This is a genomic window from Parafrankia soli (assembly GCF_001854695.1).
In the GTDB taxonomy this organism is placed as follows: domain Bacteria; phylum Actinomycetota; class Actinomycetes; order Frankiales; family Frankiaceae; genus Parafrankia; species Parafrankia soli.
The window spans coordinates 63,425-78,235 of sequence record NZ_MAXA01000246.1; the positions used below are offsets into that span (position 1 = coordinate 63,425).

The window sequence follows — 14,811 nt, forward strand, 5'->3', positions numbered from 1 at the left end:
GCCGCGCCGGTCAGCTCGACGAGATCGTGGCTGCCGAGGTGGCGGCCGACGTCGCGGCGGTGATCGCGACCATGGCCGCGGCCGCCTCGTCGAGCACCTTCTTGACCGCGGGCGCGACGGGCGTGTTCCGGGTTGCGGCCTCGATGCGCGCACGGGCGTGGTCCCGGCCCGACCTCTCGGGCGCGACGACCTCGAGGAGCCGCGACGGCCCGGACAGCGCCAGCACCGTGGCGGTGCGCGGGTCCATCGACCCACCGTCGGACGCCGCCGCCCGGACCCGGCGCAGGACGTCCTCGCGGCCCCGGGTCTGGCGCACCCGGTACCTGGTGACCGGGAAGAGCAGGACACGGCGGCGGTCGCGGGCCAGCACCCTGCTCTCGACCAGGCCACCGACGACCCTGTCCCAGCGGACATGCTGGCGCAGCCCGGCGGAACCGCTACCGTAATCGTCCATGCTCGCCGTGTTCGGGTCGCCGGGTCGATATGTCCAGGGTCGGGATGCCACCGCCGCGCTCGGGCCGGAAATGGCCCGCCTCGGCCTGACCGGCCCGGCGGTCATCGTGACGAGCGGGGCCCCGCTGCGCCTGCTCGAGGACACCTGGCGGACGAGCCTGGACGGCGCGGGCATCCCCTACTCCGTGCACCTGTTCGKCGGCGAGTGCAGCGACCGGGAGATCGACCGGGTCGTCTCGGCGGCGCGTGACCCGGAGGCGACGGTGATCGTCGGTGCCGGTGGCGGGAAGGTGCTCGACACCGCCCGCGCGGCGGCCGCCGCGCTCGACGTGCCGGTGGTGACCTGCCCGACGACCGCGTCCAGCGACGCACCGTGCAGCGCGCTGTCCGTCGTGTACTCCCAGGACGGGGCGTTCGAGCGGTACCTGTTCTACCCACGCAACCCGGATCTGGTCCTGGTCGACACCACCGCGGTCGCCGCGGCGCCGGCCCGCCTGCTGGTCGCCGGGATCGGCGACGCGCTCGCCACCTGGTACGAGGCCCGTACCGTCGGCGAGGCCCGGCGGGCCAACCAGCTCGACGGCGCGCAGACGGCGACGGCCGGCGCGCTGGCCGAGCTGTGCCGACGCATCCTGTTCGACGACGCGGCGGCGGCGATCCGCGCGGTGCGCGCCGGCGCGGTGACACCGGCGCTGGAGCGGGTCGTCGAGGCGAACACGCTGCTGTCGGGGCTGGGCTTCGAGTCGGGTGGGCTGGCCGTGGCGCACTCGGTGCACAACGGCCTGACCGTGGCCGCGGAGACCCACCGGTATCTGCACGGCGAGAAGGTCGCGTTCGGGCTGATCGTCCAGCTCGTGGTCGAGGGACGGCCGGAGGAGGAGCTGGCCGAGGTGCTCGCGTTCTGCGGCGGGGTGGGGCTGCCGCGCACACTCGCCCAGGTGGGGCTGGCGGATCCGCCGATCGAGCTGCTGCGCGGCATCGCCGTCCGGGCGCTCGCCGACGGGGAGACAGCCCACAACGAGCCCTTCGACCTCGACCCGCCGATGATCGTCGACGCGATCCTGGCAGCCGACGCCGCCGGCCGGGCCAGCCGCTGACCCGAGTGTCACCGCGGTGGCCGGCCCGCCGACGAGGGCCGTCACGTCCATGTGGCTGTAACGACGGCGCGGCCGTCACCGCGTGGCGCGGGCCGTCGCGAGGTCGTGGACGAAGCTCAGCTTGTCCAGCACGGTGGACGTCAGGACGAACGGGTAGAGATCATCGAAGCCCATGCTGCGGTTGACCGCGTTGAGGGCGTAGGTGAGCGGGAGCCACTGGGCCGCGATCTCGTCGAAGCCGGCCGTGGCGCGGCGGGCGGCGGGCGGCAGGGGCGCCGGCCGGGCGACGAAGCGTTCCAGGTCGACACCGAAGCGCCTCGGGTCCGGGCCGTCGGTGCGCAGGCCGTACTCGGTGGCGGTCTGCAGGGCGTCCATGATGTGCAGGTAGTGGGCGAAGGTCTCGGCCCAGTCCTCCCACGGGTGCATCGTGGCGTAGGCGCTGACGTACCGCTCGCTCCAGGCCCCCGGCGCCCCCTCCTTGTAGTGGCGTTCGAGGGATTCACCGTAGTCGGCGCGGTCGTCGCCGAAGAGCTGGCGGAATCGTCCGGTCACGGCCGGGTCTGCCCCGACGAGCCTGGGCCAGTAGTAGTGGCCCGTCTCGTGCCGGAAGTGGCCGAGCAGCGTCCGGTACGGCTCGCCGAGGCGCGCGCGGACGCTCTCCCGGTGCGCGTCGTCGGATTCGGCGAGATCCAGGGTGATCACCCCGTCACCGTGGCCCGTCACGACGTTCTCGTAGGTGCTGCTGAGTAGGTCGAACGCCAGGCCCCCGCGGGGGTCGTCGGCGTAGGAGACGACCGGCAGCCCGAGGTCGAGGAGCTGGAAGACCAGGCGTCGCTTGGCCGCCTCGGCCCGCACGAACAGCTCGGCGGCGGACGTGTCCGCGTCGTTGGGGCGGGTGCGGGTGAGCCGGCAGGAGGCGCACAGTTGCCCGGGTGGCGGCCCGGCCGCGCCAGGGGCAAGCTCGACGAGCCAGTTGCAGCCGGCGAGTTCCATGTTGCCGCACCGCCGGTACCGTGGCTGCTGTGGCTCGGCCGGGACGGACCGATCTCCTCCCGGGATCCCGGCTCCAGGGGCCCCGGCGGGCGCGGTGATCTCGGCGGCGAGAGCCGCCGCCTCGTCGGCCACCGCGGGCCGCTCCCGGAACAGTCCGTCGCCGGCGTCGACGAGGGTGATCAGGCGTCGCGCGGATGGTGCCACCCCCAGCGCCGACCCGCAGCGCAGACACGTCGAGTTCTCGAAGAACACAAGCTGGCCACAGTAGGCGCAACCGAAAGCCAGCATGAGTGATCCGTTTCGAGAGGAGTCCGCGCGGTCTGGTGATCCCGCCATCCACTACCCGACCCACGCGGCGGGAACCGCCCGCGGGGCCGGCTACCAGGCGAGATCACCGGCGGCACGACAGCATGTGACGGCGGCGCGACACAGGTCACGGACGACCCCATAGCGGAACAATCGCAAGGGGCGGCTATCCTTGACAACAACATTTGGATCCTCTACGGAGGCCGACCAGAGGAGGTGGCCGCTGTGAGTCCTGGCGGGTGCTCCAGTAACAGCCGCTTCCTGCTGGTGGACGCCGGCTGACGATCGGTCCGCGGCGGATGGTTCCGTCGGCGCGGCCGCCCCTCCTCGTGGCGGCCGGCACGGCCAGTCAGTCCAGCCCGCGTCCATGACGCCCGGGGTCAGGTGATCTCCCGGGTTCCTTTCCGGCAGGTGCGGTCGATCAGCGACGTGTCGACCCGGGCCGCGATGGGATTTCTCCCGCGCAGCCTGCTCTGAAGTGCGTATCGGCTCCGTCCGTTCGCGACGGCCGAGCGCGGAGGGGACCTCCTATGAGCATCAACACCGCCAGCCGTCTCGCGGCACGCCGGGGAACCGGATCGGACCGGCTCGACATCCCGGTCGCCGGCCGATCTCCACTGATCGCGGGCCGGGTGGACCGCGAGACGATCAGCCGCGGCGCCGAGACCATCGCGCGCTTCCTTGGTACCGGCCGCTACCTGGCCATCCAGACCTGTGTGGTGATCGTCTGGATCGCACTCAACATCGCATTGCCGCTCATGCGCTGGGATCCCTACCCGTTCATTCTGCTGAACCTGGCGTTCTCGACCCAGGCGGCCTACGCCGCCCCGCTGATCCTCCTCGCGCAGAACCGGCAGGACGACCGGGACCGTGCCTCGCTCGCGGAGGACCGGGCGGCGGCCATCCGGATGCGTGAGGACACCGAGTTCCTGGCCCGCGAGGTGGCGGCGCTGCGCCTCGCCCAGAGCGACGCCGCCACACGGCAGTACGTGCGCGGTGAGCTGACGAACCAGCTCGAGTCACTGCGTGGTGACATCGAGGCGTTGCTCCGCATGGTGCTCCAGCCCACGGCACCGGCGGCGCACCCCCTCGCGGCCACCCCGAACGGGTCGGCGCAGCGCCCCGCGCGCGGCGGCGTGGCCTGGCCGTCCGTACCCGGTACGTCAACAGTCGCGACACTGACAGTGGACGAGCCCGCACACGCACACCCGACGGCGTCGGCGGATGCGCCGGCGGATCACGCGGGTCAGGACACCGCGACCATCCCGGAGCCGGCTCTGGTCGTCGTCCCGGCGCCGGGCGTGCTCTCCCCGGACGGGGCAGCCACACAGGGCCATCTTCTCGTCCCGGCGCGAAGTGGTTCGCGGGCCGGACGAAAGGTACCCATCCGACCGACGCGAGCACGAATCCGAGACACGTGACACGACAAACTCACCGGATGAAGATCGACCGGTAACGTTCGGTAGGTGCATGCCGGCCGGACGCGTCGACCCCGATCCGGCCCGCTCGAGCGCCGCACCGATGAGGACGCTCGGGAGGGTCTCACCCCGCCCGACCCGCACCACCCCGATCCGCGACGTACCGATCCACGACGTACCGATCCGCCCGAGCGTTTCCGCCGGGTGGTGAGCGCCGCGGTGGGGCTGGCCTCGGCCCTGGTCCTTGTTCTGAGCACCGCACCACCGTCAGCTGCCATGGCCGGGGGCGATCCGCTGCCTGCCAGGAGGCCGCCCGCCCGCCCGCTGACCGCCGGCACGCTCCCGGCCGGTGCCCTCGCCGTCGAGCCGCTCGCCGCGGCCTCGACGGCGACCGGGGCGTCCGGGACGGCGTCCGCCGGTACGACATCGTCCACCGCGGACGAGGCCGGCCCGGCGAGCGCCGGCGGAACGGCGGCGGGCATGTCCGCCGGTACTACCAGCACAGCAGGCACAACTGGCACGGCGGGCGCCACCGACCAGGCGGACACCGCGGAGGCCACAGGCGCCGCGGAGACCGCCGTGCCGCCGCCGGCCGGCATCACCGCCGAGGCGTGGCTCGTCGCGGACGCCGGCAGCGGCGCGATCCTCGCGGCGCACAACGCGCACCTCCCGGACCTGCCGGCGAGCACGATGAAGATGCTCACCGCGCTTACCGTGCTCCCCGGGCTCCCGCCAGACCGTGAGGTGACTATCAGCGACCAGGCCGCCCAGGTGGACGGCACCCGGGTCGGGCTCGTCCCCGGCGTCCGCTACACCGTGCGCGACCTCGCGACGGCGATGCTGATCGCGAGCGGCAACGACGCCACGGTCGCGCTGGTGGAGGCGGCCGGCGGCCGGGAGGCCGTACTGGACCGGATGAACCGACTCGCGGCCTCGCTCGGCGCGTCGGAGACCGTCGCGGGCGATCCCACCGGTCTCGACGCCCCCGGTCAGCACACGACGGCCCACGACCTGGCGGTGATCGGGCGGGCAGCGCTCAACGACCCCATCGTGCGCGGCTACCTGACCATCCCGCGTGCCTCGCTGCCGGGCCGCGGCGACGAACGCTTCGAGATCGCGAACCACAACACCCTCATCGGCAGCTACGAGGGCACCATCGGCATCAAGAACGGCTACACGGTCGCCGCCGGGGCGACGTTCGTCGGCGCGGCGACCAGGAACGACCGGACGCTCATCGTCTCGCTACTGCGCACGGCGCCGGCCTACGGGACGGACGCGCGGGCGCTGCTCGACTGGGGCTTCGCGCACGCGGCCGACGTCCGCCCGGTGGGTCGGCTCGCCGGGCCCTCCGACGTGACACCAGGCGACCCGACCACCGCCGGTGGGGCCGTGGCCCCCGGCGCCGCACCGGGTGGCACCGGCGAGCGCGCCGGGCGCGCCGACAGCCGCGGCGCCGGACAGGACGGCGGCAGCCCGCCCAGGCGGGCCACCACCGGCGACGCCGGAGACGTGGGCGCCGTCACCTGGACGGCCCTCGCCGTCACGGTCGTCGCGACGGCCCTCACCGTGTTCGGGCGGGTCCGCCGCCGGCGCGGCGTGGCCGGGAGGGCCACCGGGCGCACCACCCGCTCCGGCAGCGGCAGCGCGGGCCGGTGGGATGCAGCGGGCCTCGGGCAGTCCGGCGGACGGCGCGGACGCTCCACGACCCCAGGAAAAGTTCCGGGGAGAAGAGGCCACCGAAGAGGCACCAACAGGACGCGGCGGGACAGCGCGGCGGCGCGGGCCCGCCGGGAGCGGCAGAGCGTCGTCGAGGAGTACCAGGCGACCCGCTCCGCCGCGTCGGCTCCCCGGCCGCGCACCGACGCCAACGGCCAGCGCCACCTCGTTGGTCTGCCCTCGCTGCACCCCGAACCGGGGCGGAGCCGGACCGACTCGTCCCGCACCGACACCCCACCGTTCGGCACGGCCCGCTCGCCCCGCCCCTGAGCCCGCCCAGTCCTCGAGCTCCCCCAGCCCTGAGGCCGCCCGCTCCGAGGCCGCCTGGTCCCTGAGGCGTGGCGCGCCGGTCAGCGCCCGACCGGCGCCCGGTCCGCCGGGCGCGCCGCGCCGCGCCGCCAGGGCCATCGCGGTCGCCAGGAGCGGCCGTCCTCGCCGGCGTGGCCGGCGTGGCCGGCGTGGCCGGCGTGGCCGGCGTGGCCGGCGTGGCCATCGTGGCCATCGTGGCCGGCGTGGCCGGCGTGGCCGGCGTGGCCGGCGTGATCGTCGTGGGTGCTCCGGTCGTCACGCCAGGATCGCGCGGACCGGACGGCCGGCGGCTCGGGGGCAACGCGGTCCCCCTCCGGCCCGGGCCCGTCCGCCCCGGCAAGGTCGGGGCCCGCCGGGTCGGCCGGGGCGGTACCGGACGGGTGGACGTCCGACGCGTACGGTGCCGTCACCGCCCAGGCGGCGACGAACAGCATCCAGCGCATCACGATGTTGATCCAGATGAGCAGGCCGACCATGACCGCGAAGATGCCGTAGACCGGGTTGGACGTGGTCTGACCGACCAGCCAGGTCCCGAGCAGCTTGAGCAGCTCGATGCCCACCGCGCCCAGCGCGGCCGCGCGCAGCACCCGCTGCCGGTTGGTGCGCTCCGGCAACCGCCAGAAGATGTAGACGAACACGGCGGCGTCGATGGCGAGCGCGACCACGAGCGCGAGCAGCCCGGTGGCCCAGGCGGCGGCCGTGCTCCCCTCCAGCCCGACCCGGCGCAGGAACACCCCGGTCGCGGACGTCGCCAGGCTGGTGACGACGAGCGAGACGAGCAGGGTCAGGCCGAGACCGGTGAGGATCGCGATGTCCCGCAGGCGCTGCACGATGAAGTTGCCGGTCTCCAGGCTCTGGTGCCAGACGAGCCGGATGCTGTCGCGCAGCGCCGAGACCCAGGCCAGCCCGGCCAGGAGGAGACCGGCGAGACCGATCAGGCCGGCGCCGACCTTCGCATGGCCGATGGTCGAGACGTCCAGTCTGTCGGCCAGGCCGGGCAGATAGTCGTTGATCTGTTCGGTGAGCTTGGCCTGGGCGTCGGGATAGGCGTCCACGACGAACCCTGCGATCGAGAAGACCAGCGCCACGATCGGGAAGAAGGACAGGAAAGCGAAATATGTCGTGGACGCGGCGAGCCGGTCACCGCCGTCCGACGTATAGCGACCGTACGCACGCACCGTGTGGTCAATGAACGGGCGACGGCGCCGCACCGCGCCCGCGGCGCCGCTCACCGTTCCCACGCCCGCCTTCACCGCTTCCCGTGGTCCTGTCACCTCGGTCTGCCACCCCCGCCCGCGAAGGGAAAATGACGCAACTGGCGCCAGGCGCAGTCATCGCCGCGTTCGTAGAGCCCGAAACCTGTCACCTCGAACTGCGCCCGATATTCGGCCAGCAACTCAAAGGCACGGTCCAGCGACTCCTCGTCGACATCGTGCGCGACCGTGACATGCGGGTGGTACGAGAAGCGCACGGGACGGTCCAACGGACCAGACCGGACGGCCTTCTCCAGAAGTTCGCAGCAGGAGATTCCCATGGCGAGGGTCACGAACACCACCGCGGACAGCGGCCGGAAGGTGCCGGAACCACGCAGATGGATCACGAACGGCTCGGCGCCTCCGGCGACCTCCGTCAGGTGACGCTCGACGGCGGGGAGCTGGGAGGCGGGCACTTCGGTCGGGCCGAGCAGCGTGACATGCGGCACGATGAGGGCCGCATTCGGATCACCGAGCCGTTCCCGCCAGTCCTGGAGCTCGGTCCGGAAAGGTTCCGGAACACCGATCGCCACGCCTATGGACCGCACGGAGTCCTTCACGTCACGCGGATCCGGCCGGGCCGCGGAAGGGCCGACCAGCGGTCGCGGGACGAGCTCTGCCGACCAACCATGGCGCCATCATGGCCCACGAGACCACGCTGTCTTCTCCGGACCAGGGTTGACATCAGTGCGCGACCGCCCGAGGACAGAACAGGCATCGCGGCGGCCGCACCCGGCGGGCACCCGAGGCGGTCACCCGATCACAGGACGAATCCAGCCGGCGGGCCTGTGGCGCTCAGGCCGTCCGGGCCACCTCCAGCTCAGCCAGGACGTCCGCGGAGAGAACCGGCCAGGCCGCGCCCGCCCAGTCGCCGAAATCCCGATCGGTCAGTACTACGCACGCGACGTTCACCGCTGGGTCGACCCAGACGAAGGTTCCCGAGCGCCCGAAATGGCCGAAAGTCGCAGGGCTGTTGGTGGCAGCCGTCCAATGCGGGCTCTTGGTTCCGCGTATCTCAAACCCGAGGCCCCAGTCGTTCGGGTGCTGCGCGCCGAAACCCGGAAGCACCCCCGCAAGGCCCGGAAAGGCGACCGAGGTCGCCGCGGCGAACGTGGCCGCGGAGACCAGGCTCGGCGCCAGCAGTTCCGCGGCGAACGCGCCGACATCCGCCAGCGTCGCCGTCACCGCATGCGCCGGCGAACCTTCGAGGACGGCCGTCCCCATTCCCAGCGGCCGGAAAACGGCCTCCGCCAGGTAAACATCGAAGGGGATGTCCGTGACCCGCTCGAGATGACGCCCGAGCTCCTCGAAACCGGTGTTCGAGTAGATGCGGCGGGTGCCCGGGCGGGCCATCACCCGATCGCCCGAGAACGCGAGACCGGAGGCGTGCGCGAGCAGATGCGCCACCGTCGACGACTCCGGGCCGGCCGGCTCGTCCAGCGCCAGGGCACCCTCCTCGATCGCGACGAGCACCGCGTAGGCGCTCATCAGCTTGGAGACCGACGCGAGCCGGAACCGGACCGTCGGATCGCCTGCCACGCCGACCTGGGTGGCCACGGCACGGGGGCCACCGGCACCGGCCGCACCACCGGCACCGCCCGTGCCCGGCGACCGCAGCACGACGGCCGCAGCCGTCCGCACGGGCCACGTGTCCAGCTGCCTGAGCGCATCCATGTCCGGCACTCTACGAACTGCCGGCCGACCGGTGCCGGGACGCCGGCTGCCACACTGGCTGGCGTGCCCATCCACGCACCCAGCCCCGTCCACGCCGCCGTTCCCGGCACCGGGAACGGGCCGCCGGTAGACCTGCTCGTGGTGGGCGGCGGCCCGGCGGGCAGCGCGGCTGCGCTGCGGGCGCTGCAACTGCGGCCCGACGCCCGGGTCGTGATCGTCGACGCCGCGGACTTCCCCCGCGACAAGACCTGCGGGGACGGCATCGCACCGCACGGCGTGGACGTCCTGCGCGCACTGGGCATCACCGACGCGACCAGCGGGTACCGCCCGGTGGACCGGATGCGCCTGCGCACACCTGGCGGTGCCGAGGTCGCCACGCCGTCCGAGCGGGCGACGCACGTGATCCCGCGGGAGGTCTTCGACGCCCGCCTCGTCGCCGCCGCGCGCGCCCGCGGCGCCGAGTTCCTCCGGCGGCGGGTGCGCTCGCTGGAGGTCACCGCCGGCGGCGGGGGCGAGCCGGTGGTCACCGTGGACGGCGGCGTGCTGCGCGCACGGGTCGTCGTCGGCGCGGACGGCGCGAACTCGACCGTGCGCCGGGCGCTGGGCATCGCACCGAACCCGCCCGAGGGTCTGGCGATCGCCGTCCGTGCCTACGCGGACGCGCCCAAGGACGACCGCCCGCCCGAGCAGCTCATCGAGATGACGGACGAGGGCTGGCCGGCCTACGCCTGGTCGTTCCCGATCGGGGACGGCCGGGCCAACATCGGGTACGGCATGCTCCGCTCGCGGCTGCGCGCGGCGGGCACGACACCGAAGGCCGTCCTGCATGGGACGCTGGCCCGGCTGCTGCCGGACACCCCCGCCTACGAGGGCACCCTGCGCGCGCACCACCTGCCGCTGTCCACGCACCGCCCACGGCTGCCGGACGGCCCCGTGCTCCTCGCCGGGGACGCCGCGTCGCTGATCAATCCGTTGACCGGTGAGGGCATCTACTACGCGCTGCTGTCGGGATCGCTGGCCGGCCAGGCGGCGATCACCGACCCGGGCCCGGCCGCCGGGCGGGCCTACCGACGCGCCCTGGACGGCGAGCTGGGCAGGCACCTGCGGCACACGTCGCTGCTCGCCGGGCTCGCCGGCCGCCACCGCCCGCTGATGGACGCCGCGGTCCGCTCCGCCAGCCGCCGCACCGAGCTGTACGACAGCCTCGTCGAGATCGGGCTGGGTAAGGGAACGATCCCGGCCGGGTCACTGGCCCGGCTCGGGCTGCGGCGTGTGTTCACCGCGGCGCGCTGAGCCCACCCGAACTCGCCCACGCTCGCCCTCACTCACCCACCGGACCTCACTCACCCACCGGCCCATGCTCACCCGCCGGCCCAGCGGGTCCGCAGGGTCGGTGGTCCCGGAGGTTCCCGGGGTCCGAGCGCGTCCTGTGGGTGCGTGGGCCGGCGGAGCGAAAGCTACCGGCTGGTCAGCTGTCGGCTGGTCGCCGCCGCTACAGGCTGGCGACGTCCGCCTGCTTGGCGCGCACGGCCTCGGCGGCCGTCTTGAGCGCGGCGAGCTCGGAGCCGGTCAGGTCGATCTCGACAACCTTCTTCACGCCCCCGGCGCCGATCTGCGCGGGCACGCCGAGGTAGACGTCGGAGATACCGAACTCGCCCTGTACCCAGGCACAGACCGGCATGACGGCGCCGGAGTCCTCGGCGACCGCCTTGACCATGCGGGCCGCCGCCGCGGACGGCGCGTAGTAGGCCGAACCGGTCTTGAGCAGCGCGACAACCTCCGCGCCTCCGTTGCGGGTCCGGTTGACCAGCTCCTCGATCTTGTCCGCCGGGAGGAGGTCGCTCAACGGCTTGCCGTCGACGGTGCACTGCGAGGGCACCGGGACCATCGTGTCGCCGTGCGAGCCCAGCGTCAGGGTCTTCACCGACGCGACCGGCACGTTCAGCGTCTCCGCGACGAAGTCGGTGAAGCGGGCGGTGTCGAGCATGCCCGCCTGGCCGAGCACCCGCGAGCGCGGGAAGCCCAGCACGTTCGCGGCGAGCGCGGTCATCTCGTCGAGCGGGTTGGAGACCACGACGACGACCGCGTCCGGCGACGTCTTCGCGATGCTCTCCGACACCTGACGGACGATCTTGGCATTGACCTCGATGAGGTCCATCCGGCTCATGCCCGGCTTACGGGGCAGGCCGGCGGTGATGACGACCACGTCGGAACCGGCGGTGTCGGCGTAGTCGTTGGTCCCGACGACCTTGGTCTCGAAGCCCTCGATCGACCGGGACTGATTGAGGTCGAGCGCCTGGCCCTGCGGCTTGCCCTCGACGATGTCGATGATGACGACCGTGTCGAAGATGTTGTACTCAGCAAGTCGCTGCGCGGTCGTCGAACCGTAGAAACCGGCCCCGACGACAGTGACTTTTCCGGGCATTGGACTGATCAGCTCCCCAGTATCGCGATGATCGCGTCGACGATCTCGGCGGTGCCCACGGCGGGGTCTTCAGGCGCCGGCGTAGTGGTCGCAGGTGACCGACGTGCCCTCCTGGCGATCTCTTCGGCGACGGGCTGGCCACCCCACAGGGGAGCATCGGTCAGCTCGGGCCCGGTGCCGCCGCCGAGGATCAGGGCTACGTGACGGTTCGCCATAGGCGCGCTTCGCCCCGCTCATCTGTGCACGGTTGTCCGATGACCAGCCGAGGCTATCGCGCGAGTCGGATTCAGGGCACGGGTCGGCGACGTGCGCCACGCCCGCTCGGGCCGGCCGTGCGCAGCCGCGCACGGCGTTCGCCGGCGGCGTCGTGCCAGACCGTGACCCCAACAGCCGCTTTCGGTGGACGGGTCGGGTCAGCCACCGCTGTACGGCACGGTGGAGGTGAGCACGATCACAGCCGTGCCCAGCACGACGAGGGTCACGGTGTCGAAGACCCGGCCCCGCACGGCGAGCATCCCCACCTGCCGGGTGGGAAGGCACAGCCGCAGTAGGGCGGCTACAAGAAGGACACCGCCCGCGGTGAGCAACCCCCGCCGCCAGTGGTCCTGTGAGACGAAGAGCAGGCCCAGCGCGACACCGCCGAGGATGCCGCCGAAGACGATCCGGCCGAGGCGGCCGCCGGTCGCCGATCCCGCCGACCGGCGGCGGGACGGCCGGCCCGCGCCACCACCGGCTCCCGGCTCAGGGACGGGCCGACCTTCGGCACCCGCGGGATCAGCGGAACTGGCGAGCTGACGTTCAGTGAGCGGATCGTCAGCACGTGAGTGGTCGAGGCGATGGTCCGCGACGCCGGGGCCGTCGGTGTGGTGCGGCTGCCCCCATGGGCCCGCCGGCGGGCCCTCTCCCGGCGGCGGCCAGCCCTGCGAGGGCTCCCGCCGCTGCCACCGGTCCGAGCCCCGGTCCGCGCCGCCGTCCGCCGGACGTCCCCAGCCCGGCCCTTCATGGCCCGGTCGCTCGCCGGCCTGGCGGCCGCGCCCTGGCCTGCCATGGTCCGGTCGCCCACGCTCCGGCCATCCGTGATCCGGCCGTTCGTGGTCCAGGCGCTCGTGATCCAGGCGCTCGTGATCCAGGCGCTCGTGGTCCGGGCGGCCGCGCCGCGGGGCCGCGGGCTCCGGGCGCCACGCCTGCGGTGGCCACGCGGGCGGGGGCCACTGCCCGGTGTCCCGCTCGGAGCCGGGGTTGGCGGCCTCCTCGGAGCGCCACCGCCCGGAGTCCGGTTCGGACGATTCCCCAGCCTGGATCTCGGAAGGCCACTCGGAGTGCCGCCCCTCGGCCCGCCGGACGCCGCCGGCGCGCGCGACGCGCTCCCGATCAGGCCGACCCCACGCACCCGGGACCGTCTCGGTCACCTGCTCTCCGCCTCCTCAGGCCCGCCCCCGCGCGCGTATCCCCCGCGCGCGGGCTACTGAGGCCACACAGTAGGCGCCGGCCGTCACCCGGCGGGCAGCCGCCCGCCGCCCGGGCCGGCCCGGACCGCCGGTCCACGGGGTCGCCCGCGGGCCTGCGGGCACCGCCGCGCTCATCCCGTACGGAGCCGGGACGACCGGGGACATCGTGGCCGGTGAAGGGCCACATCGCCTGGTGGTGTTATCAGGCTCGCCACCGGGGATTGATCGAGGAGTTCTGGACAACCGGCCGGAGCTGCGCGGCCGCGCGCTCCGGCATTGGAAGGGGGAGGTAACCGACAGTGGACGGGCCGAGTCTGCGGATCGAACGGACAGGTGAGGTCGTCGAGCTGACCGAGGATGTGACCACCGTGGGTCGCGGGCCGGGCGTGCACGTCTCGCTCCCGGACGCCAGCGTCTCCCGGTTGCATGCCGAGATCGTCCGCCGCGGGCCGTACGTGTATGTGGCCGATCTCGGGCTGTCGCGCAACGGCACCCGGGTGAACGGGCGCCTCGTCGGCCGCAAGGTGCTCGCGGACGGCGACGTCGTCCGGTTCGGAGCGGCGGGGGTGCGGGTCCTGGACGAGCGGCCCGCCCTGGTGGCGGAGGAGCCTGCCCGCCTCGCGGACCAGAGGCTGTCGCCGAGCGGAAACGGCGTCCGGGACGAGGAGCCACCGGGCCTCACCGGCCTGGAGGGCCTGGCCGGCACCACCGCCGGGATGCGCATCCCCGACCCGCCCGACCTGACGCGCCGCGAGTGGGACGTGCTGCGCGCCCTGTGCCGGCCGCTGACCGAGCCGGGGGTCTTCGTGATGCCCCGCTCGGCGCGGGAGATCGCCCGGGACCTTGTCGTCACCGAGGGGGCGGTCAAACAGCACCTGCTCCGCCTGTACCGCAAGTTCGGGATCGCGCCCGGACCGAACCGCCGCGGGCGCCTCGCCAACGAGGCCGTCCGGCTCGGTGTGGTGCGGCCGATGGACGATGCGATGGCTCCACCGGGCTGACCCGTTCGAGGCACCCCGCGATCGAGCCGGACACCTGAGACACAACGGGATCACTCTGCCTCGAAACCGACCCTGCTGGCCACGGAATCGGAGGATACCCCTTGCCACAAGGACTTCTCCCACCGAACCCCGGACCGCCAACACTACGGACACATCCCAGAGGATCCACACCGGAGGGTATCGACACACTCCACAACCAACGAGATAGACCCCCCGAGTGCACACGTCGTGCGCGACTGGGGGAGACTGCCGCCGCGGTCCCCAAATGGTAGGGAGTTCGACGTGGCAGACGATTCGCCGCACAGCAAGAAGCTTCAGGAACTGATGTTCCGGGCGTGGGAGACCTTCGGCGACGCGCGTCATCTCGACAGCGACGACCGGGTCTTCGTGCAGGCGCTCGCGCGCCAGACCGCCGACCGGATCTCCGTCCTCTACGGAGCGAGCTGGCGAGAGGCGCTCGACTGGGTCGCGCAGCGGTACGTGCCGACCGCGGACCTGCCGGGCGGCACGACCCCGGTGTCACCGAACGGCGCCGCCGCGAACGGCAGCCCGACCGTCAGCCGCCGCGGTACCGCCGCGGCGGAGGTCGGCTCTACCTCCTGACCGGGGTGGGCAGCGCAACCTGATCACCCCGCGGGGACCGATGTCGATCCCCGCGGGGTGACGGCGCCGGTGCGCCGGGCGTCAACGCCGACGCTCCCGTGCGACGTGCGACGTG

The 14,811-nt window shown here is 73.3% G+C and carries 14 protein-coding genes; 6 read left to right on the forward strand and 8 right to left on the reverse strand.

Translation table 11 applies throughout. The annotated features are described in order from the left end of the window. Window positions 1–10 precede the first annotated feature (10 nt). Complete coding sequence (locus BBK14_RS27200; protein WP_071066085.1) at window positions 11–454, reverse strand: GOLPH3/VPS74 family protein; 444 nt, start codon at window positions 452–454, stop codon at window positions 11–13. On the opposite strand from BBK14_RS27200, the gene BBK14_RS27205 reads away from it, so the two are divergent. Further along, window positions 453–1,550, forward strand: a complete 1,098-nt coding sequence (locus BBK14_RS27205) for a glycerol dehydrogenase (protein ID WP_071066086.1) — start codon at window positions 453–455, stop codon at window positions 1,548–1,550. The two genes, BBK14_RS27200 and BBK14_RS27205, sit on opposite strands and share 2 nt — an antisense overlap. 75 nt (window positions 1,551–1,625) lie before the next feature. On the opposite strand, the gene BBK14_RS27210 is transcribed toward BBK14_RS27205, so the two are convergent. Further along, window positions 1,626–2,831 (reverse strand): zinc-binding metallopeptidase family protein, encoded by a 1,206-nt coding sequence (locus BBK14_RS27210; RefSeq protein ID WP_071066087.1) that lies wholly within the window; start codon window positions 2,829–2,831, stop codon window positions 1,626–1,628. A gap of 548 nt (window positions 2,832–3,379) precedes the next feature. Here BBK14_RS27210 and BBK14_RS27215 point away from each other — a divergent pair. Both BBK14_RS27215 and BBK14_RS27220 read left to right on the forward strand, forming a co-directional pair. After that, window positions 3,380–4,270, forward strand: a complete 891-nt coding sequence (locus BBK14_RS27215) for a DUF1003 domain-containing protein (protein ID WP_071066088.1) — start codon at window positions 3,380–3,382, stop codon at window positions 4,268–4,270. A gap of 204 nt (window positions 4,271–4,474) precedes the next feature. Next, complete coding sequence (locus tag BBK14_RS27220) at window positions 4,475–6,253, forward strand: D-alanyl-D-alanine carboxypeptidase family protein (protein WP_338045505.1); 1,779 nt, start codon at window positions 4,475–4,477, stop codon at window positions 6,251–6,253. Window positions 6,254–6,333: 80 nt separating this feature from the next. On the opposite strand, the gene BBK14_RS27225 is transcribed toward BBK14_RS27220, so the two are convergent. From BBK14_RS27225 to BBK14_RS27235, 3 genes are all read right to left on the reverse strand, one after another. Beyond that, the gene (locus BBK14_RS27225; RefSeq protein WP_241831879.1) at window positions 6,334–7,533 is read right to left on the reverse strand and encodes a YihY/virulence factor BrkB family protein; all 1,200 of its coding nucleotides are present in this window, start codon (window positions 7,531–7,533) and stop codon (window positions 6,334–6,336) included. A gap of 29 nt (window positions 7,534–7,562) precedes the next feature. Beyond that, on the reverse strand, window positions 7,563–8,093 hold the full coding sequence (locus tag BBK14_RS27230; RefSeq protein ID WP_020463410.1) for a 2'-5' RNA ligase family protein: 531 nt from the start codon (window positions 8,091–8,093) through the stop codon (window positions 7,563–7,565). Window positions 8,094–8,340: 247 nt separating this feature from the next. Next, complete coding sequence (locus tag BBK14_RS27235) at window positions 8,341–9,219, reverse strand: serine hydrolase domain-containing protein (protein WP_071066090.1); 879 nt, start codon at window positions 9,217–9,219, stop codon at window positions 8,341–8,343. 69 nt (window positions 9,220–9,288) lie between these two features. Between BBK14_RS27235 and BBK14_RS27240 the strand changes: the two genes are divergently transcribed. Then, the gene (locus BBK14_RS27240; RefSeq protein ID WP_235014029.1) at window positions 9,289–10,512 is read left to right on the forward strand and encodes an NAD(P)/FAD-dependent oxidoreductase; all 1,224 of its coding nucleotides are present in this window, start codon (window positions 9,289–9,291) and stop codon (window positions 10,510–10,512) included. 199 nt (window positions 10,513–10,711) lie between these two features. On the opposite strand, the gene mdh is transcribed toward BBK14_RS27240, so the two are convergent. From mdh to BBK14_RS40695, 3 genes are all read right to left on the reverse strand, one after another. Further along, a complete protein-coding gene (gene mdh / locus BBK14_RS27245) occupies window positions 10,712–11,644 on the reverse strand; it encodes a malate dehydrogenase (RefSeq protein WP_071066091.1) in 933 nt (310 codons plus the stop codon). A gap of 8 nt (window positions 11,645–11,652) precedes the next feature. Then, window positions 11,653–11,859 (reverse strand): hypothetical protein, encoded by a 207-nt coding sequence (locus BBK14_RS27250; RefSeq protein ID WP_071066092.1) that lies wholly within the window; start codon window positions 11,857–11,859, stop codon window positions 11,653–11,655. A 198-nt stretch (window positions 11,860–12,057) separates the two neighbouring features. Beyond that, the gene (locus tag BBK14_RS40695) at window positions 12,058–13,053 is read right to left on the reverse strand and encodes a DUF3017 domain-containing protein (protein ID WP_241831880.1); all 996 of its coding nucleotides are present in this window, start codon (window positions 13,051–13,053) and stop codon (window positions 12,058–12,060) included. A 338-nt stretch (window positions 13,054–13,391) separates the two neighbouring features. Between BBK14_RS40695 and BBK14_RS27260 the strand changes: the two genes are divergently transcribed. Together BBK14_RS27260 and BBK14_RS27265 are read left to right on the forward strand one after the other, a co-directional pair. Then, entirely contained in the window at window positions 13,392–14,093 is a 702-nt protein-coding gene (locus tag BBK14_RS27260) for an FHA domain-containing protein (protein WP_071066093.1), read from the forward strand. A 282-nt stretch (window positions 14,094–14,375) separates the two neighbouring features. Then, window positions 14,376–14,696, forward strand: a complete 321-nt coding sequence (locus BBK14_RS27265; RefSeq protein ID WP_071066094.1) for a hypothetical protein — start codon at window positions 14,376–14,378, stop codon at window positions 14,694–14,696. Window positions 14,697–14,811 lie beyond the last annotated feature (115 nt).

Bases quoted from the DNA above. Each gene is read 5' to 3' on its own strand.
- BBK14_RS27235 (WP_071066090.1), bottom strand. From the start codon at position 9,219: ATGGATGCGCTCAGGCAGCTGGACACGTGGCCCGTGCGGACGGCTGCG.
- BBK14_RS27200 (WP_071066085.1), bottom strand. From the start codon at position 454: ATGGACGATTACGGTAGCGGTTCCGCCGGGCTGCGCCAGCATGTCCGC.
- BBK14_RS27210 (WP_071066087.1), bottom strand. From the start codon at position 2,831: ATGCTGGCTTTCGGTTGCGCCTACTGTGGCCAGCTTGTGTTCTTCGAG.
- BBK14_RS27215 (WP_071066088.1), top strand. From the start codon at position 3,380: ATGAGCATCAACACCGCCAGCCGTCTCGCGGCACGCCGGGGAACCGGA.
- mdh (WP_071066091.1), bottom strand. From the start codon at position 11,644: ATGCCCGGAAAAGTCACTGTCGTCGGGGCCGGTTTCTACGGTTCGACG.
- BBK14_RS27250 (WP_071066092.1), bottom strand. From the start codon at position 11,859: ATGGCGAACCGTCACGTAGCCCTGATCCTCGGCGGCGGCACCGGGCCC.